Annotated in this window: 19 protein-coding genes; 14 read left to right on the top strand and 5 right to left on the bottom strand. The window is 69.7% G+C overall.

Going from position 1 to position 18,255, the window contains the following annotated elements:
* Positions 1-43: 43 nt before the first annotated feature.
* The 4 genes from MKK75_RS02540 to MKK75_RS02525 form a co-directional block, all read right to left on the bottom strand.
* On the bottom strand, positions 44-1,423 hold the full coding sequence (locus MKK75_RS02540) for an MmgE/PrpD family protein (RefSeq protein WP_244041060.1): 1,380 nt from the start codon (positions 1,421-1,423) through the stop codon (positions 44-46).
* 5 nt (positions 1,424-1,428) lie between these two features.
* Entirely contained in the window at positions 1,429-2,232 is an 804-nt protein-coding gene (locus MKK75_RS02535) for a class II aldolase/adducin family protein (protein WP_244041059.1), read from the bottom strand.
* Positions 2,233-2,324: 92 nt separating this feature from the next.
* The gene (locus MKK75_RS02530) at positions 2,325-3,110 is read right to left on the bottom strand and encodes an IclR family transcriptional regulator (protein WP_244041058.1); all 786 of its coding nucleotides are present in this window, start codon (positions 3,108-3,110) and stop codon (positions 2,325-2,327) included.
* A gap of 123 nt (positions 3,111-3,233) precedes the next feature.
* Positions 3,234-4,127 carry an amidohydrolase family protein gene (locus MKK75_RS02525; protein ID WP_244041057.1) on the bottom strand — a complete coding sequence of 298 codons (894 nt, stop codon included), beginning with the start codon at positions 4,125-4,127 and terminating at the stop codon, positions 3,234-3,236.
* A 344-nt stretch (positions 4,128-4,471) separates the two neighbouring features.
* On the opposite strand from MKK75_RS02525, the gene MKK75_RS02520 reads away from it, so the two are divergent.
* From MKK75_RS02520 to MKK75_RS02500, 5 genes are all read left to right on the top strand, one after another.
* Positions 4,472-5,728 carry an alpha-hydroxy acid oxidase gene (locus MKK75_RS02520; RefSeq protein ID WP_244041056.1) on the top strand — a complete coding sequence of 419 codons (1,257 nt, stop codon included), beginning with the start codon at positions 4,472-4,474 and terminating at the stop codon, positions 5,726-5,728.
* A 21-nt stretch (positions 5,729-5,749) separates the two neighbouring features.
* The gene (locus MKK75_RS02515; protein WP_244041055.1) at positions 5,750-6,736 is read left to right on the top strand and encodes a 2-hydroxyacid dehydrogenase; all 987 of its coding nucleotides are present in this window, start codon (positions 5,750-5,752) and stop codon (positions 6,734-6,736) included.
* Positions 6,737-6,789: 53 nt separating this feature from the next.
* A complete protein-coding gene (locus MKK75_RS02510) occupies positions 6,790-8,253 on the top strand; it encodes an MmgE/PrpD family protein (protein WP_244041054.1) in 1,464 nt (487 codons plus the stop codon).
* 115 nt (positions 8,254-8,368) lie between these two features.
* Positions 8,369-8,527 carry a hypothetical protein gene (locus tag MKK75_RS02505; RefSeq protein ID WP_244041053.1) on the top strand — a complete coding sequence of 53 codons (159 nt, stop codon included), beginning with the start codon at positions 8,369-8,371 and terminating at the stop codon, positions 8,525-8,527.
* A 128-nt stretch (positions 8,528-8,655) separates the two neighbouring features.
* Positions 8,656-8,883: a hypothetical protein gene (locus MKK75_RS02500; protein WP_244041052.1), complete on the top strand. Its 228-nt coding sequence runs from the start codon at positions 8,656-8,658 to the stop codon at positions 8,881-8,883.
* 7 nt (positions 8,884-8,890) lie between these two features.
* Here the strand turns inward: MKK75_RS02500 and MKK75_RS02495 are convergent, their stop codons facing one another.
* On the bottom strand, positions 8,891-9,178 hold the full coding sequence (locus MKK75_RS02495) for a hypothetical protein (RefSeq protein WP_244041051.1): 288 nt from the start codon (positions 9,176-9,178) through the stop codon (positions 8,891-8,893).
* Between the two features lie 700 nt (positions 9,179-9,878).
* Between MKK75_RS02495 and MKK75_RS02490 the strand changes: the two genes are divergently transcribed.
* The 9 genes from MKK75_RS02490 (at position 9,879) to MKK75_RS02450 (ending at position 18,237) form a co-directional block, all read left to right on the top strand.
* Positions 9,879-10,016, top strand: a complete 138-nt coding sequence (locus tag MKK75_RS02490; RefSeq protein WP_244041050.1) for a hypothetical protein — start codon at positions 9,879-9,881, stop codon at positions 10,014-10,016.
* A 113-nt stretch (positions 10,017-10,129) separates the two neighbouring features.
* Positions 10,130-11,416: a nucleotide sugar dehydrogenase gene (locus MKK75_RS02485; RefSeq protein ID WP_244041049.1), complete on the top strand. Its 1,287-nt coding sequence runs from the start codon at positions 10,130-10,132 to the stop codon at positions 11,414-11,416.
* Between the two features lie 29 nt (positions 11,417-11,445).
* Positions 11,446-12,033 carry a CoA-binding protein gene (locus tag MKK75_RS02480; protein WP_244041048.1) on the top strand — a complete coding sequence of 196 codons (588 nt, stop codon included), beginning with the start codon at positions 11,446-11,448 and terminating at the stop codon, positions 12,031-12,033.
* A 212-nt stretch (positions 12,034-12,245) separates the two neighbouring features.
* Entirely contained in the window at positions 12,246-12,707 is a 462-nt protein-coding gene (rplM, locus tag MKK75_RS02475) for a 50S ribosomal protein L13 (protein ID WP_244041047.1), read from the top strand.
* Positions 12,708-12,709: 2 nt separating this feature from the next.
* Positions 12,710-13,195, top strand: coding sequence for a 30S ribosomal protein S9 (gene rpsI, locus MKK75_RS02470; protein ID WP_244041046.1), 486 nt, complete (start codon positions 12,710-12,712; stop codon positions 13,193-13,195).
* A 269-nt stretch (positions 13,196-13,464) separates the two neighbouring features.
* On the top strand, positions 13,465-14,415 hold the full coding sequence (argC, locus tag MKK75_RS02465; protein ID WP_244041045.1) for an N-acetyl-gamma-glutamyl-phosphate reductase: 951 nt from the start codon (positions 13,465-13,467) through the stop codon (positions 14,413-14,415).
* Between the two features lie 615 nt (positions 14,416-15,030).
* The gene (locus MKK75_RS02460; RefSeq protein ID WP_244041044.1) at positions 15,031-17,037 is read left to right on the top strand and encodes a GSCFA domain-containing protein; all 2,007 of its coding nucleotides are present in this window, start codon (positions 15,031-15,033) and stop codon (positions 17,035-17,037) included.
* Complete coding sequence (locus MKK75_RS02455; RefSeq protein ID WP_244041043.1) at positions 17,024-17,713, top strand: NUDIX hydrolase; 690 nt, start codon at positions 17,024-17,026, stop codon at positions 17,711-17,713. Before MKK75_RS02460 ends, MKK75_RS02455 begins: the two co-directional genes overlap by 14 nt.
* 293 nt (positions 17,714-18,006) lie before the next feature.
* Positions 18,007-18,237: a GDP-mannose 4,6-dehydratase gene (locus MKK75_RS02450; protein WP_409567509.1), complete on the top strand. Its 231-nt coding sequence runs from the start codon at positions 18,007-18,009 to the stop codon at positions 18,235-18,237.
* Positions 18,238-18,255: the final 18 nt, after the last annotated feature.

Raw genomic sequence — 18,255 nt, 5'->3', positions numbered from 1 at the left:
GCCGGTCTCGCGGCTCTGGCGGAGTGGTCTTGCGGCCCGGACGCTAGTCCGGCCCCGGCGGTCCGAGCCCGAGCCGGGCCACCGCCCCGGCCGAAGCCGTGTCGAGGGTGCGCAGGGTCGTGAGGAGATCGCGCGCCGCCGCGTCCCCCACGGCGGGGCTTGCGAGTTCGCGGAACTTGTCGGCCAGCTCGTCGTCGGTGAGCGGCGCGTCCGGGTCGCCCTTGCGGGTCGGCTGACGCTGCGTGAGGCTCCGCCCATCGGTCAGGGTGATGGTCACCACGGCCGAGCGCCTGGCCGGGAAGGCGGCCTCGCATTCCGGATCGACCACCATGGTCACGCGGCGCATCAGCGCCTGGACCTGCGGATCGGCGAGGCGCTCCGGCGCGACCGCGTCGAGCCGCACGCTGCCGTGCACGAGGGCGCTCGCCACCGTGAAGGGCGTCGAGAACCGTCCCTCGAACGGCGTGGCGACCGCGCGCCGGTCGGTGACGTCGAGGGCCGTCCGGTAGGTGCCGATGGTGATGGCCTCGATGGCGTCGAGGTCGAGATCCGGCCGGAGCGCCAGGGCGGCGTCGATGGCCGCGAAGGCGTGGCCGCAGCAGCCGTGGTTCTTGAACGTCATGGCGCAGATGTTGTAGCGGCGCCCGAGATCCGCGACGGCGTGTGCCCACTCGGCGCCCCGGCTCATCGCGGCCCCGAAGCCGGCGTCACCCTCCAGCACGTCGAGGGCGCCGGTGACGCCGCGCCCGGCCGCGAGCGCCGCGAGGGCGCCGGCCTCCGCGGCGTGCCCGGCATGGAGCGGCTTCGACATGGCATCCGAGCGGAAGGCCTGCTGGAGCCCGGCCGCCATCGTGGCGGCGGTGGCGAGCGCGTGGGCGAAGCGCCCGGCATCGAGGCCGAGCAGGGAAGCGGTCGCGGCCGCCGCCCCGAAGGTCCCGATCGTGCCGGTCGTGTGCCAGTAGCGGTAGTGCGAGGGCTGCACCGCCACGCCGATGCGCGTCGAGACCTCGTAGCCGATCACGATGGCGCGCAGGAGCGCCGCGCCGTCGGCGCCGAGGGTCTGCGCGACCGCGAGCGCCGCGCCGATCACCGGGCAGCCCGGATGGTAGATCGCATCGCGAAAGATGTCGTCGAACTCGATGCTGTGCGAGGCGGTGGCGTTGATCAGCGCCGCCGTGCGCAAGGGAGCCCGGCGGCCGGTGCCGTACACCACGGCGCCGCCGTCCGACCCGAACTCGTCGGCGAGCGCCGCAGCGAGCAGCGTCGCGGGCGGAAGGTCCGCCCCCGGCAGGAGCGCGGCGAACCAGTCGATCAAGGCGCGCTTGGCGTGGTGCAGCACGTCCTCCGGCAGCGATCGCTCGCCCTCGGAGGCCGCGTAATCCGCCAGCGCCTCGATCACCGTGCCCGGATGCGCCGTGGCCATGGCGGTCAATCCCGGTAGGTCGGATCGATCCGGTCGAGCTTGCGCAGGAGCGCGGGCCATTCGAGCACGCCGAACGGGCGGCGCACCTCCGGCCGGTAGAGGTGGTTGGTCTTGGCGATGATCTCGTCGGACGGCAGGACGAGGTCGGTGCTCGCCGCCATCGCCATGAGCTGCGCCTTGCAGGCGAGTTCCGCACGATAGATGTTGCTGAAGGCCTGGGGCACGGTCGGCCCGACCACCAGCAGGCCGTGGTTGCGCAGGATCATCAGGTCGGCGTCGCCGAGATCATCCACGAGGCGCTTCTGCTCGTCGAGATCGACCGCCACCCCCTCGTAATCGTGGTAGGCGACCGTCGAGAAGCGCATTGCCGTCTGGGTCATCGGCAGCAGGCCGCACTTCATGGCGGAGATCGCCATGCCGGACGGCGTGTGCGTGTGAATCACGCAATCGACCTCGTGCCGGGCCCGGTGGACCGCGCTGTGGATCACGAAGCCGGCGCGGTTCACGCCGTAGTCGAAGTCGGGCTTGTCGACGATGTTGCCGTCGAAATCGATCTTGACCAGGTTCGAGGCCGCGATCTCCTCGTAGAGCAGCCCGTAGGCGTTGATCAGAAAATGTTCCGGCTCGCCGGGGACGCGAACCGAGATGTGGTTCGCGATCATGTCGGTCATGTCCCAGAGGGCGACCAGCCGGTAGCAGGCCGCGAGGTTGACCCGCGCCTCCCACTCCTCGGGCGAGACCCGGTCGCGCATCGAGGGCAGGTCGAGATCGTAACGCTTCCCCCGAAGCTCGGTGATGCCGCTCGTCATCCGCGCCTCCCATCTCTGGCGCCGGCGCGGGCCGTGCGAGGCCCGGCGCATCGGCGCGCGTCTGGCCGGAGGGTCGCTTACTTCCGCAAAATTTACAACCGTGAATTTTCTCCATCAGCCAAAGGGGGACCGACGATGCCGCGCAGGCTGGCCAGGATCCGCTCCCGGTTCGGTTCGAGCCGCGACAGGGGGCCGGCGACGCCCAGCACGGTGGCCCGCCCGTCGGCCATCTTGGGCGCGAGCACCGCCATGGTCCCGGCACCTTCGGTGACCTGATTGGCCGACCACGCGTAGCCGGCGGCCCGGACCGCCTGGAGACCGTCCCAGAAGGTGTCGAGATCCAGGCTCACGCCGGCGCGCCGATCGAGCTGGCGCACGAGCCGGGCGATCGCGTCGCGGGGTTGGTGCGCCAGCAGCATCCGCCCGGCGGCGGTGGAGTGGATCGGCCGGAACGTGCCGGGGTGCAGGTGGTAGCGCAGGAGATGGCGCGCCTGGACCACGTGAATGTACTGCACGTGAAGGTCGTTCTGCATGCCGAGCACGACCGTCTCGCCGGTCGCCTCCTGCAGCGCCTCCATCAGGCGGATCAGCACGCCGTCGCGGAACACGCAGGCCTGCACCCAGGCGCCGAGCATCGCCACCCGCATGGTCGGGCTGTAGGTGCGGCGCTCGAAGTCGTACGAGAGATAATCGAGGGCGAGCAGGCTCTTGAGCAGGGCCAGGGTGCTGGAGGCCGGATAGCCCAGCGCCAGCGCGATCTCGGTGAGCGATTGCGGGCACTGGACGCGGTCGAAATGCTCCAGCACCTCGACCACCCGGCGGGCCGACTTGACGGCCGCGCCCTGCGCCTCGGGCGGAATGTCGGCACGCAGGGTCATGACGCCCGCGCCGCGACGCAGCTATTCACATATATGAAACGCATGACCTGCACCGGACCGGCCGGCCCCTCCCGCGACCGGCCGTTGATACCGGAAGGCGCGGGGCCCCGGTAGCGCCGCCGCTCACGGGAAGCCGTAGAGCGCGGCCGGGTTATCCGCCAGGATGCGGCGCAGGGTGCCGTCGTCCGTCCAGCGCCGAAGCGCCCGCAGCAGATCGCCGTCCGACGGGACGCCGCATTCGGTCGTCCCGCCGAAATAGTTGATGTGCGGCCAGTCGCTGCCCCAGACGAGCCGCTCCGGATTGGCCGCGATCAGGGCGGCGGCGAAGGGGTCCACGTCGTCGTAGGGGGCACCGGCCACGGTGAGGCGGTCGGCCCCCGAGATCTTGGTCCAGGCCGCCCCGTCCGCCACGAGGCGGCACAGCAGCGCGAAACCCGGGTCGTCGACGCCCCGGGCGGTGCTCATCCGGCCCATATGGTCGATCACCACCGTCATTTCGCAGGCGGAGAGGGCCGGCCAAAGCTCGGGCAGGTCCGGCGCGTGCAGCCAGGCCTGAAGGTGCCAGCCCCGTGCCCGCAGCCGCGGCGCGAGCGTTTGCAGGACCGCCAGTCCCATGCCGTTCCGATAGACCTGATGGCCGTCGCGCCGGAACAGGTTGACACGCACGCCGCGCACGCCGGCCTCCGTCAGGCGGTCGAGCTCGGCTTCGGCGACGCCCGCGGACAGGACAGCGACGCCGCGGAGGCGGTCGGGGGCGAGCGCGAGCGCCTCCAGCATGGCCCGGTTGTCGGCCCCGTAGGCGCTGGCCGTGACGATCACGCACCGCGCGAGACCCATCGCGTCGAGCTGTCTCAGCAGCGCGGCGCCGTCGTTTTCCGGGGGCGTGTAGCTGCGGTCCTCCGCGAGGGGATAGCGCGCATAGGGACCGAACACGTGGGTGTGGCTATCGCAGGCCCCCTCCGGCAATGCGAAGCCCGGCGGCGCGGGCGCCTGCGGGGCGAGGCAGTCGCGGCTCATCGGCGTCCTCCAGCTTGACTCCGGCGCCCTTGATGACCCGCCTCGGATGCCGTCGCAATGCACGGATATGAAAATTCGATGATCGCGCACCGAATCGCCTGGACGGCTCGAGCCTTCGATTCCGACACGCCGCCGGTCAGCACGCGGTGACGCAGCTCGTAGACCGCCGAGAGGAGTGGAACTTCGTCGCGCTTTGTCGTCAAGGGCGGGCGCCGCAACCTGTTCAAGGCCGCGGCACCTATGGACAGCGAGCAGCCAATCTTACACACATGTGAAACACCGCGCTGGGACTCCGCCGTCTTCCGGGCGCCGGGACACCGGTCCCACGACCGAACGGGAGATCGATGGCGTCAGGCGCCCAGAAACTGCCCGGCCACACCGAGGCCGTCCCCGGCACGGCGGCGACCGAGACCGCCGCGGGCGCGCGCCGCCGCGGCAAGCCCGTCGCCCTGGCCCTGGCGGATTACGAGGCGGCGGCGCGGCGGCACCTGCCGCGGCCGGTCTTCGGCTACATCGCGGGCGCGGCGGAGACCAACGCGGCCCTCGACGACAACCGGCAGGCGCTGCGCGCCTACGGGTTCGTGCCGCGGGTCCTCGTCGGGGTCGGGGCGCGCACGGCCGCCGCGACGCTGCTCGGCCGGGATTATGCCGCGCCGTTCGGGATCGCCCCGATGGGTCTGAGCGCGCTCGCCGCCTATCGCGGCGACATCGTGCTGGCCGCGGCCGCGCGGGCGGCACGGGTGCCGATGATCATGAGCGGATCCTCCCTGATCCGCATGGAGGACGTGATCCCGCACAATCCGGACGCGTGGTTCCAGGCCTACCTGCCCGCCGAGCCCGACCGGATCGCCGCCCTGGTCGATCGGGTGGCAAGAGCGGGCTTCGGCACGCTGGTCGTGACCGTCGACACCGTGATCTCCGGCAACCGCGAGAACATCACCCGCACCGGCTTCTCGACCCCGCTCCGGCCGAGCCCGCGGCTGGCCCTCGACGGGCTCTCGCGCCCGCTTTGGACCGTGGGCACGTTCCTGCGCACGCTGGCGCGACACGGCATGCCGCATTTCGAGAATTCCTACGCGGTCCGGGGGGCGCCGATCCTGTCGGCCTCGGTGCTACGGGATTTCGGCAACCGCGATCACCTGTGCTGGGATCACCTGCGGCTGGTGCGGGATCGCTGGCGCGGCCGGCTCGTCGTCAAGGGGATCATGGCGGCGGCCGATGCCGTCACCGCCCGGGATCTCGGGGTAGACGGGGTGATCCTGTCGAACCACGGCGGCCGGCAGCTCGACGCGACGGTCTCGCCGCTCCGGACCCTGCCGGCGGTCGTCGCGGCGCTCGGCGGCACGATCCCGGTGATGATCGACAGCGGCTTCCGCCGCGGCACGGACGTGCTCAAGGCGCTGGCGCTGGGGGCCGCCTTCGTGTTCGTCGGGCGGCCGTTCCTCTACGCGGCCGCGGTGGGCGGCCGGCCCGAGGTCGAGCGCGCGACCGCGATCCTGAAGGACGAGGTCGTGCGCAACATGGGCCTGCTCGGCGTGAACGCCCTGTCCGAGCTCGGACCCGATCGGCTGCATCGGATCCCGGCCGGGCCGCAGACCTGAATGTCCGAGGAGGAAACGCGCATGAACGGTCGGTCGCCGAGCCTCGGCGAAGCGGACGGGCTGAAGCCGGACGTGCTCCTGGCGATCGACCTCGCGCCCTTCGCCCTCGACCGCCTGCGGGCGCGCTTCACCGTGCACCAAGCCGTCACGCCCGAGGCCCGCGCGGCGGTCGCCGCGCAGGTCGGCGGAGGCATCCGCGCCATCGTGACGAACGGCACGACGCCGATCCCCGCCGCCCTGATCGACGCGCTGCCGAAGCTCGGGATCATCTGCGCGCAGGGCGTGGGCTACGAGGGCGTCGATCTGCCGGCCGCCCGGGCGCGCGGGATCGTCGTCACGCACGGCACGGGCACCAACGCGGCCTGCGTCGCCGATCACGCGCTCGGCCTGTTCCTGGCGGTGCTGCGCGACATCCCGCGCTTCGATGCCGCCGTCCGGGCGGGCCGCTGGCGGGAGGGCGGGACGGCCCGGCCGGGCGCGCAGGGCAAGCGCGCCGGCATCCTGGGGCTTGGCGGGATCGGCAGCCGCATCGCTCGGCGCTGCGCCGGCTTCGACATGGCGGTGCGCTACCACAACCGCCGGCCCGTCCCGGATGTCCCCTGGGACTACGCGCCGAGCCTCGGCGATCTCTGCGCCTGGGCGGACGTGCTGTTCGTGGCGCTGCCGGGGGGCGCCGCGACCCGCCACTGCGTCGGCCGCGCGGCCCTCGACGCCCTCGGTCCTGACGGCTTCCTCGTCAATGTCGGGCGCGGCTCGGTCGTGGACACCGACGCCCTGATCGAAGCCCTGGGGGCGGGCCGCCTCGCCGGGGCGGCGCTCGACGTGATCGAGGGCGAGCCCGCGGTGCCGGCCTCCCTCTGCGCGCTGCCGAACGTCGTGCTGTCGCCCCACATCGCCGGGCGCTCGCCGGAGACCCTGGAGGCGACGATCGGTCAAGTCGTGGCCAACCTCGGCGCCTTCTTCGCGGGCGAGCCCGTCCCCTCGCCGATCCCCCAGCAGCCCGCCTGAACCGCGCGCGGCACGAACCGTCCGGAGCACCGATGTCACCGAGAGGCAATCCGATGCGCACGAGCCGCCGAGCCCTGCTGCGCGGCGCCGGCGCTGCGGCCGTCCTGGGGACGGTGCCGCTGCGCGCCCTGGCGGCTCAAGGGCCTGTCAACGGCGCGATCAGCCCCGTCATGGCGAAGCTCAGCGCCTACATGGCCGAGGCCGGGGACCGGGCGCTCCCGGACGCGGTCGTCGAGGCGGCCAAGCACCACATCCTCGACACCTTCGCCGCCATGGTGTCGGGTTCCGGCCTGCCGCCGGCCAAGGCCGCCTACAGCTTCGCGACCTCCTACGGCGGCTCCGGCGCTGCGACGCTCGCCGCCGCGAAGGTCACGGCCGATCCCCTGGTGGCGGCGCTGGTCAACGGCATGCTGGCGCATTCGGACGAGACCGACGATTCGAACGAGTTCTCGCAGTCGCATCCGGGCGCGCCGATCGTGCCGGCGGCGCTCGCGGCGGCCGAGAAGTTCGGGATCGACGGCACGCGCTTCCTGCGCGCCGTGACGCTGGGCTACGACGTCGGCCCGCGCGTCACCCTCAGCTTCGATGCGATCCCCTTCCGCAACACCAGCCACAAGAGCACGCACGCCATCGCGGGCGCCTTCGGGGCCGCGGCGGCCTCCGCCTGCGCGGCGGGGCTCGACGCGCAGCAGATGCGCTGGGTGCTCGATTACGCGGCCCAGCAATCCTCCGGGATCGGCGCCTGGACGCGCGACACGCAGCACATCGAGAAGTCTTTCGTGTTCGCCGGCATGCCCGCGCGCAGCGGCCTGACGGCGGCGCTGATGGTCAAGGCCGGATGCACCGGCATCGACGACATCTTTTCCGGTGCCGACAACTTCTTCCTCGCCTACGCGCCCGATGCGCATCTCGATGAGCTGACGGCCGGCCTCGGCGCGCGCTACGAGATCGCCCGCACCAACATCAAGAAATGGACGGTGGGCTCCCCGATCCAGGCGCCGCTCGACGCCTTGAGCAACATCCTCAAGCGGCGGCCCGTCGATCCCGGGGCGATCCAGTCGGTCACCGTCCGCGTGGCCCACACCGAGGCGCGGGTGGTCGACAACCGCGACATGCCCGACATCTGCCTCCAGCACATGGTGGCGATCATGCTGCTCGACGGCACCGCCTCGTTCCAGGCGGCGCACGACAGGGACCGCATGGCGGATCCGGCGGTCCTGCGCCTGCGCGCCAAGGTGCGGCTGATCCCCAGCGACGAACTGGAGCGGCTCGAACCGGCCCGCGCCGCGATCGTGGAGATCGCGCTGGCCGACGGGACGGTGCTGACCGACACGGTGCTGGCGGTCCGCGGCACCGCCGACAACCCGATGCCGCGCGCGGAGGTGGTCGCCAAGAGCCGCGATCTGATGGCGCCCGTCCTCGGCGCGGAGCAGACCGCCCGGCTGATCGAGGCCGTCCTCGGGATCGAGACGGTCGGGACGATGCGCGATGTCGCCGGCCTGCTGCGCGTCGGTTGACCAGCCGGTCGGAAGCCGCGAGGCGGATGGATTAATCCGTCGACAACCTTCGCACGCCGGAACCCGGCATCGCCACAGCCGTAATTGTCAAGGTGCGGGCAACTACGGAGCTACCATGATGTCGCTGGGCGTATTCTGTGTCGTCGTCGGCACCTGCATGGCGGCCGGATCCCTGCGGTCCCGGCGCTACCGCGCGATCCTCGAGGTGATGGGCGGGAGCCTGTTCCTGGCCGGCCTCGGCTTCGCGGGCGCGACGTTCGCGTTGGCGTCCTGACATGCGCCGGCCTGCGCGCTGCGATCGCCCGGGTCCGGCGGGCGTCTGCCCGCGGTCGGACGGCCCGCGTGGGCCCCGATCTTTGCAATGAACCCGGCGTCACGTCAGTCGCCCGGGGAACTGTGCCAATGTCGGACGAAGTCATCCCGTTCTGGAGGTTGCTCACCGCCGCGGAAGAGCAGCTCCAATGGGGCCTGGAGCCCGAGACGATGGAGGATACGGCCCGCGCGCTCGCCTGCCGCCATCCGGGCAGCGCCCTGGCCGAACGCCTGATGGCGCGCGCTGCCTCCGTCCGCGCGGTGGGCACCCGCATGCCGAGCCACGGGGCACGGACGGCGTCCGCCGCAGCCTCGTGACCGGGCTTCAGGCGACCCGGTGACGGTCGGCAGCGGTCTGGGGGGCCGGAGCGGCGGGGCTAGCCTGCTCGGCCAAGGTCCGAAGGGCCGCCACCATCGCGTCGGTCTGCGCGTCGAGGATCGGCGTCTCCCGCCCGCTGCGGCTGCTGCGCCACGCCATCAGGAAACTGGCCAGAACGGCCCCGGCACTGGCCACGAAGGGTGCGGTGATCAGCGCGGCGAGCGGACTGATCGGCCCCAGCAGGGCGGCCGTCGCCACGCCGCCGCCGAGTGCTGCCGCGACAAGGAAGAGCATCGGAAACTCGCCCGACTGACGGGGCGGACCCCAGTGGTCGGCCCTTGGCGTGGGCGTAGGATCAGAATGTTAAGAATTGGTTAACGAGCAGATTTTCCGACAGCATACAGCTTAGCATTTCGGTCCAAAACAGGCTTCGGCCCGAGTTTCCCTCGGCATGACCGCAATCGGCAGGCACCGGACCAGGGGGGATCCCCTGCGTCCTTGATCGCGCGCGATCCGCCAATGGGGATGCCGGTTCGGCGCGCGGGGGCACAGCAAAACGAAGGGTTGGGTGCGCGTCCGTTCGCAGCGTGATCAGGCGTGATGTCGGCAGCCGGCGCATCGTCTTAGGAATTCGATGCGGCATCCGGCTTGCGGGCACGAACGTCAGACCCTGGCCTTCGCCCTGTCGGCCGCTTCGAGGAAGGCTGCGGACAACCGGTTTGGCTGCACGCCCGCCCTATTGGTGCCGGCCGGGTTGCAATTGATCTGCAAATGGCTAAGCTCATGCGTAGAGACTACTGAGGAGGGCGGCCATGAAATCAGTCCATCCCCAGGGTGAAGACCGCTCGGAAGTGCCTCTCCCGTCCGCGACGGCCATTCATCCGCTGCACGAGGATCTCCGGATCCAAGAGCAGATGCGGCGCCTCCACAACACGCGCGCCCGCCAGCGCGCCGCCCGGCATCACCGTGCTGGCCGATCCCTGATCTGAGCACCGTGCTCGACACCCTCCTCCTCGTCTGCGCCGTGATCGCCATCGTCGGTACGGCGGTCCGGATCGGTATCGCGGTGTCCGTGCCGGCGATCCGGCCGCGTCGGATCGAATGGGATGATCCTGCCGAGACGGAGGGCTGAAGGGGCGGCCGCCCCGTTTCGTGATTCGGATCGACGCGGCCCCGTAGCCCCCCTATACGCGCCCGGCGGACGACGCGGCGATCGGCGCCTCGACGGCCGTTGAGGAATGCGGCGTGGCGGAGAGCGTGGCAGTCGTCGGCCTGGGCTATGTCGGGCTTCCCCTGGCCCTGGCCTTCGGCCGGACGCGGACCACGATCGGCTACGAGCACTCCGCCGACAAGGTGGCGGCCTACCGCGCCGGGCACGACCCCGCGGGGGAGGTCGACGCGGCCTCGTTCGACGCCGCCCGGCACCTCACGCTCACCGACGATCCCGCCGCCCTGTCGGCGGCCGACATCATCATCGTCACGGTCCCGACCCCGGTCGATGCGGCCCAGCGGCCGGATTTCGACCTGCTGATCCAGGCGGCCGCTTTGGTCGGACATCACATGCGCCCCGGGGCGACCGTGGTGTTCGAATCCACCGTCTATCCCGGCGCCACCGAGGAGATCTGCATCCCCGTGCTGGAGCAATCCTCCGGCCTGCGCTGGAAGGCGGATTTCTTCGTCGGCTACTCCCCGGAGCGGATCAACCCGGGCGACCGGGAGCACGGCCTCGCCCGGGTGGTGAAGATCGTCTCGGGCGACACCCCCGAGACCCTGACGCGGCTCGGCGCCCTCTACGGCTCGATCATCGAGGCGGGGATCCACGCCGCCGGGTCGATCCGGGTCGCGGAGGCCGCCAAGGTGATCGAGAACACCCAGCGCGACCTGAACATCGCGCTGATGAACGAGCTGTCGCTGATCTTCGACAAGCTCGGCCTCGACACGCTGGAGGTGCTCGAAGCGGCCGGGACGAAGTGGAACTTCCTGTCGTTCCGCCCCGGCCTCGTCGGCGGCCACTGCATCGGCGTCGATCCCTACTACCTCACCCACAAGGCCGCGATGATCGGCTACCACCCGCAGGTGATCCTGGCCGGGCGGCGCATCAACGACAGCATGGCCGCCCACGTCGCCCGCGGGACGGTCAAGCGGATCGTCCGCGGGGGAGGGGGCCCGGGCGGGGGGCGGGTGATCGTGCTCGGCCTGACCTTCAAGGAGAATTGCTCGGATCTGCGCAACTCCAAGGTCGCCGACCTTATCCGGGAGCTGGAGGAATTCGGCTGCACCGTCGCGGTCCACGATCCCCGCGCCAGCGCCGCGGAGGCCCGGGCCACCTACGGGATCGCGCTTCTCGACTGGGACGACCTGCCCGGCGCGGCGGATGCGGTGGTGATCGCCGTCCCGCATCGGGAGTACGCCCGGCTGGGTCCGGAGGCGCTCGCCGCGCGGCTGCGGCCCGGGGGGCTGGTGGTGGACGTGAAGGCGCTCCACCCGCGGGCGACCTTCGAGCGCCTGGGCTTCGAGGTCTGGCGGCTGTAGCAGGGTCCGCGCAGCTGAGGAGGCAGGCCATGCAGGCGACAGGCGACGAACCCGGCGCGGTAGACCGGCACGCGCGCTACCCCGACGCGCGGATCCGCGCGATCCTGAACGACACGCGCACGATCGCGCTGGTCGGCGCCTCGGCGAACCCCGCCCGTCCGAGCTGGATCGTACTCAAATACCTGCTCGACCGGGGCTACGCGGTGACGCCGGTCAATCCCGGCCTCGCCGGCCAGGATCTGCTCGGGCGCCGGGTCGCGGCGAGCCTCGCCGAGGTGCAGGCCTCCTCGAGCGAACAGCCGATCGACATGGTCGAGATCTTCCGCAATTCGGCCGCCGCCGGACCTTTGGTCGACGAGGCGCTGGCCCTGTCGCCGCTGCCGAAAGTCATCTGGATGCAGCTCGGCGTCCGCGACGACGCGGCCGCCGCCCGGGCCGAGGCGCGGGGCCTCACCGTGATCATGAACCGCTGCCCCAAGATCGAGTACGGCCGGCTCTCGGGCGAGATCGGCTGGACGGGGGTGAATTCCCGCATCCTCAGCGCGAAGAAGCCCGTGCTCGCCGGCAAGGGGGTCCAGAAGCTCACCATCGCCGAACGAGGCCGGCGCAGCGAGTGATTGCGGTACTCCGATACCGCATCTGCTAACCGGCTCGCGAAATTGAGTTTTCCGGAAAAACTCATTCCCGTGTTGACCCGGCATGCGGGTCCGGCTATGCACCCGCCACCGCCGCCGCGTGTCCCCCACGCGGCGGCTCCTTTTTCGGCACCCCGATGCCTGACGGTCCCGCCAGTCGGGGCCGGATCCGTCGGAACCCCTGGGATTTGGCTATGAAGACCACCTCGCTGAAGCCCGCCGAGGTCGACAAGAAGTGGATCGTGATCGACGCGGAGGGCCTCGTCGTCGGCCGTCTCGCCTCGATCGTGGCGATGCGCCTGCGCGGCAAGCACAAGGCCGCCTACACGCCCCACGTCGATTGCGGCGACAACGTCATCGTCGTCAACGCCGACAAGGTGAAGTTCACCGGCCGCAAGTACGTCCAGAAGCGCTACTACTACCACACCGGCTATCCGGGCGGGATCAAGGAGCGCACGGCCAAGTTCATCCTCGAAGGGCGCTTCCCCGAGCGCGTGGTCGAGAAGGCCGTCGAGCGCATGCTGCCCCGCGGCCCGCTCTTCCGGCAGATCCTCGGCAACCTGCGCGTCTACAAGGGCGCCGCACACCCGCATGAAGCCCAGCAGCCGCAGGCGCTCGACGTCGGCGCCCTCAACCGCAAGAACGTGAGCGCTTGATCATGGCGACCCTGCAGTCCCTCGCCGACCTCAACCGGGCGAATACCGGCGCGGACGATTCCGCCAACGAGGCCCCCGTCCACGTCCAGAAGCTGGACGCGCAGGGCCGCGCCTACGCCACCGGCAAGCGCAAGGACGCGGTCGCCCGCGTCTGGATCAAGCCCGGCAACGGCACGGTCACGATCAACAAGCGCCCGGTCGAGACCTACTTCGCCCGTCCGGTGCTGCGCATGATCCTGCGCCAGCCGCTGGAGATCGCGGGCCGCGTCGACCAGTACGACATCACCGTCACGGTGGCGGGTGGCGGCCTTTCCGGCCAGGCCGGCGCGGTGCGCCACGGCCTGTCGAAGGCCCTGACCTACTACGAGCCGGAGCTGCGCGCGCCGCTCAAGCGCGAGGGCTTCCTCACCCGCGACGCCCGCGTGGTCGAGCGCAAGAAGTACGGCCGCAAGAAGGCCCGCCGCAGCTTCCAGTTCTCCAAGCGTTAAGACATCCGGTCATACCGGTGTCACGGGGAGGGCGGTTCCTGCGGGGGCCGCCCTTTCGCGTTTCCGGAGCTTCATCCCGAAAGGTGGCCACCGGCTTTCGGAAAACGGTGACGCACACGCACTGATTTGGAGCATCGTGCCGATTTCGGCTTCCGGGACGAGGCTCCAAAGCCCGGCGCGGCCGTTGACACGATGCTGCACTGCGATCACCTGAACAGCCCGGCCCGACTCGGGCGGCACATGGGACTCTTTCAAGAGCGAGACGGACGATGGCTGGCGACGGCGCGAGAAAGCCCACCGTGTTCATCGACGGCGAGGCCGGCACCACCGGTCTCGGCATCCGCGAGCGCCTGGAGCGCGACGGGCAGGTCACCCTGCGCAGCATCGCGCCCGAGCACCGGAAGGACCCGGACGCCAAGCGGGCGCTGCTCGCCGAAGTCGACCTCGTCGTGCTCTGCCTGCCGGACGAGGCCGCCAGGGAGACAGTGGCGCTTGCCGACACCCTGCCCGGCGGTGGCCCGCGGGTGCTCGACGCCAGCACGGCCCACCGCGTCGCCGAGGGCTGGACCTACGGCTTCCCGGAGATGACCCGGGCGCAGGGCGCCGCCATCGCCCGGGCCCGGCGGGTGGCCAATCCCGGCTGCTACCCGACCGGGGGCATCGCGCTGCTGCGCCCTCTGGTGGAGAGTAGCCTGATCCCGGCCGACCATCCGATCAGCGTCAACGCGGTCAGCGGCTATAGCGGCGGCGGCAAGAGCATGATCGAGGCCTACGAGCAGGGCACGGCGCCACCGTTCCTGCTCTACGGACTGGGCTTCGCCCACAAGCACGTGCCGGAATTGCAGCGCTACGGCGGGCTCACCCGCCGGCCGATCTTCGTGCCGTCCGTGGGTAATTTCCGGCAGGGCATGCTGGTGAGCGTGCCCCTCCACCTCGACGCGCTGCCGGGCAAGCCGGAGGCCGCCGACCTGGAGGCGGCGCTCCGCGACTGGTACGCCGACCAGCCGCTGGTTCAGGTCGTGCCGGGCGCCGCGACGGGTGCGCACCGCGAAAAGATCGAGCCGGAGGATCTCAACGACACCGACAGGCTGGAACTGCGGGTGTTCGGCTCGTCCGAGCACGGGCAGGCGGTGCTGGTGGCGCGCCTCGACAATCTCGGAAAGGGGGCCTCCGGGGCCGCGGTGCAGAATCTCGGGCTGATGCTCGGCCTCGACGGCTGAGGTCAGGGCCGCGATCCCCTGCCCGCCGCCCTGTAGCCGGGGGCTGCACCGGTCGGGGTGTCGAGCACGCGCATCACACGGGTCGGCTCGCATCCGGCCCGGTGGTCAACGCGGCGACGCTTCGCATTCCGAACGACGCCGCGCGGCGCAGCAACCCCGCGGGCAGGAACCACCCCATCAGGCCCCGGTCAGTCCGGACGAGCCAGGGGACGGATTTGGTCTATCCGTAGCCATCCCGGCGGAGACGATCCCGCACCATCCCATCCGCGCATCCGGACTCGATGAACCGAGGCCTTCCCGGAGCGGGTCTTCGGTACGCGTACTATAACCCGACCCCACCGGCTCGCCACCACTTATGCGTTGTATCGCCCACGTCGCCGATGTATGGGAGCGACGCTCAAATCGCGCCGTCAAGGCTTACTTTCGGGGGCCGTCGGCTTTATCGGTGCTGCCGATGCACGATGAGGCCGAGCCCCGCAAATTCGAGCTCCCTCACCGGTCGTCCTATGCAAAATCGAGGCTTTCTCAATCTGCCACCGGTGGCAATCTTTGACCATGAAGACAGTCACTAACGTTGAACTAGCCACGAACGAGAATTTCAATGCAGAAGGATACTTGGCCGCCAATCCCGATGTAAAGGCTTCGGGTATCGCGCCACGGGTTCATTTCGAACTCTATGGCCGTCAAGAAGGCCGAGGCCAGGTTACGGGGCCGCCGGATGCCTTCACCATGCGCATTACCGTCGTCGGCAATTGCCAGGCGCCGGTTCTCGCCGCATGCCTGCGCGTCATGTTGCCCGATGCCGAGATCCACGGCGTTCACCTCGGCGTATCGAGCACCGAAACGGTCGCCATCAGCGATCTCGTCCTCCTTCAGACGGAGTTCGCCGGCTTACGGGACGACAGGGCATTCATCTCCGAGCGGAGAACCGATCGCGTCCGGCTCTGGCCGACTTTCTACTATGCCGGATTTCATCCGGATCTGGTCTACGCGCAGTTAAACAACAAATTCATTGACAGTCCGCTGGATGAATACAATTCCGCTCTTACGCTCTACGGCTGGCATCGCGGGCTGAGCGTCGATCAGGTGATCCGCCTGTTCCGGGAAGACGTCTTCGACCGCCTTGGATATCTCGAATATATCACAAGCGCGGATGCTCATCTTATCGAAAATTTCAACAAAGCCGATCTCGATGGGAAATCCTTGTTGGACGGGTTGAAGGACGTCGCCCCATTCTGTCACGCCGTCAACCATCCGTCTCTCCCGGCCCTGGCTCGCGTCGCCGAAGCTGTCCTTAATGCGGTCGGGCTCGCGCCCGCGGTTCGCGCAGTCGACCGTTTCCTGAACGATCCGCTGCTGACCGGCCCCGTCTGGCCGATCTATCCGACCATCGCGGACCGGTTCGGCCTGGACGGCAGCTACGAATTCAAGACCTCGGGCACGCCCGGCCGGATCCTGGATCTCGAGCGCTTCGTAACCGGCTCCTTCGAGCGCTACAGAGGCCACAATCCGTCCGACCTCCGCTGCGAGCGCCTCATCGACCAAGCGGACCGATATCGCGACCTTGAGCGCTTGACCGTTCCATCGCACCGCCGCGGATCCAATCCCTACGCGAAGCTACCCGATTATCAGTTCTGGCGCCGCGCCGTCGTGCAGGCAGCACCCGCCGATCTCGATCCGGTGATCAAGCCGGGCTTTCGTCTGACGCCCGGCGACCGGATCGCCACGGCCGGCAGCTGCTTCGCACAGCATATCGCGCGAACGCTCATCGAGCGCGGGTTCAACTATCACGTGACCGAGCCCGGCGCGGATGAAGCCAATCTCTTCAGCGCCCGGTTCGGCAACATCTACAGCGCCCGGCAGCTGCTCCAGCTCGCCCATCGCGCCTACGGCTTGTTCAAGCCGCGCGACACGGCTTGGCTGAGACTGGACGGCCGCTACGTCGATCCGTTCCGACCTCAGGTCGACATCTCAGGTCATAGCTCGGAGCAGGCCGTGGTCGACGCACGGGTGGAGCATTTCGCGGCCGTGCGACGGATGTTCGAGGAAAGCGACCTGTTCATCTTCACCGTCGGCCTGACGGAGATATGGGAATCCTCCGTGGACGGGGCGGTGTTCCCGATCGCTCCCGGAGTCGTCGCGCAGCCGCCGGATCCATCCGCCTATCGCTTCACCAATATGACTGCGGAGGAGGTGAGGCGGGATCTGGAAGCGTTCGTCATCTTCATTCGAGAACGAAACCCCAACCTCCGGATTCTGCTCACGGTTTCACCAGTGCCGCTGGTCGCGACATACGAGGATCAGCACGTTCTGGTATCGACAACGTATAGCAAATCCGCGCTGCGCGCCGCGGCCGGCGAACTCTGCAGACATCATGACAGAATTGAATACTTTCCGTCTTACGAGATCATAACCAGTTGGGTCAACGGCGGGACATATTTCGAGGCCGATCGCCGCTCGGTCTCGGAGTCGGGCGTCGCGCATGTCATGCGGGTGTTCAATCGCAACTACATGACCAATGCCGCCCCGGCGGATGCTCATCGCGACGCCGCGCTGCACATGGAATTCAACCGATCTTCGAAGATCCTCTGTGACGAGGAGGCTCTGGATGCGGCTGGCTGATACGGATGGCGGCGGGCCACCGGATGAGATGACGGCGGGTGGAACCGCGCAGCCGGCCGGATCGGCGATCGACGCCGTGCACCGATCGCACCTTGCACGGCCGGAGATAGAGATGAGCGCACCCGGGATGAACGACGGGACGTGGGCGATCACGGCCTCGCGGCATATCGTGCGCGATCGCTGGCTCAGCATACGCGCCGACGACTGCGTCACGCCGTCCGGGGCAGAGATTGCACCGTACTACCTCGTCGAGTCCCGCGATTTCGTCCACACGCTCGCATTCGACGCATCCGACCGGGCGATCCTCGTGCGTCAGTATCGCCACGGCTACGCCGGTCTCACACTCGAGCTCCCGGGCGGGATCATGGACGAAGGGGAGACCGATATCGTACAGGCGGCGATCCGCGAATTGAGTGAGGAGACCGGTTTCTCGGGTGGGACCGCGCGACACCGCGTATCCCTGTCTCCCGATCCGGGCCGCTACACGAATCGCGTTCACCTCGTTCTGGCGGAAGGCGTTGCTCCCGGCCGCGCCTCGCCCGAGCCGACGGAGGATATCGAGATCGTCCTCACCCCACGCGCAGAGCTCGCAGCGCTGGCTTGTTCCGGAGCCGTCACGAACGCGGGACATGTCGGCTTCATCCTGCTCGCTCTCGCGTCCGGGATCGGGTTCTGAGGCCTGACACGCGGGAGGGTCAGGGACGCGGCGCCTGCGCCCCCAGGTCGGCGTGCCCTTCGTGCGGCTCGCGCCTGTTCGTGTCCCGGCCGTCCGGATGCGCGACAGCGGCCCCGTCGCCCCGTGCGGCATACCGGACCGGCCTCGACTGTCGCGCCGGCCCTTGCGATCCGCCGTAAGAGCCCGCGCAGGTCCGACCGCCGCGACGGTCCGCGCCTCACGTCGGCTGCTCGGGTTGACTTGGCCGACGCCCGAGTCGTAGCAGCCGGGCATCTGTTGGGACGGGACGGGCTATGACGGGCAAGCGCGCGCTGATCACGGGGGTGACGGGCCAGGACGGGGCGTACCTGGCCCAGCGCCTGCTGCAGAAGGGCTACGCGCTGACCGGCATCGTGCTCCGCTCCAGCCACGCCGGCGTGTTCGACCACCGGTCGCAGTGTCAGGGCAACCTCCACCCGGGCGGGCTGGTTGACGGGCACCTGCTAGAACCCAGTGACATCGGAAGTGGTGCCGGTATGGAATGAGGGTAGGGAAGAGTGTAT

This window comes from Methylobacterium sp. J-030, from assembly GCF_022829545.1.
Taxonomy (GTDB): domain Bacteria; phylum Pseudomonadota; class Alphaproteobacteria; order Rhizobiales; family Beijerinckiaceae; genus Methylobacterium.
Note: the sequence above shows the minus strand (reverse complement) of the source record. Positions and strands in the feature narration are given on the sequence as shown.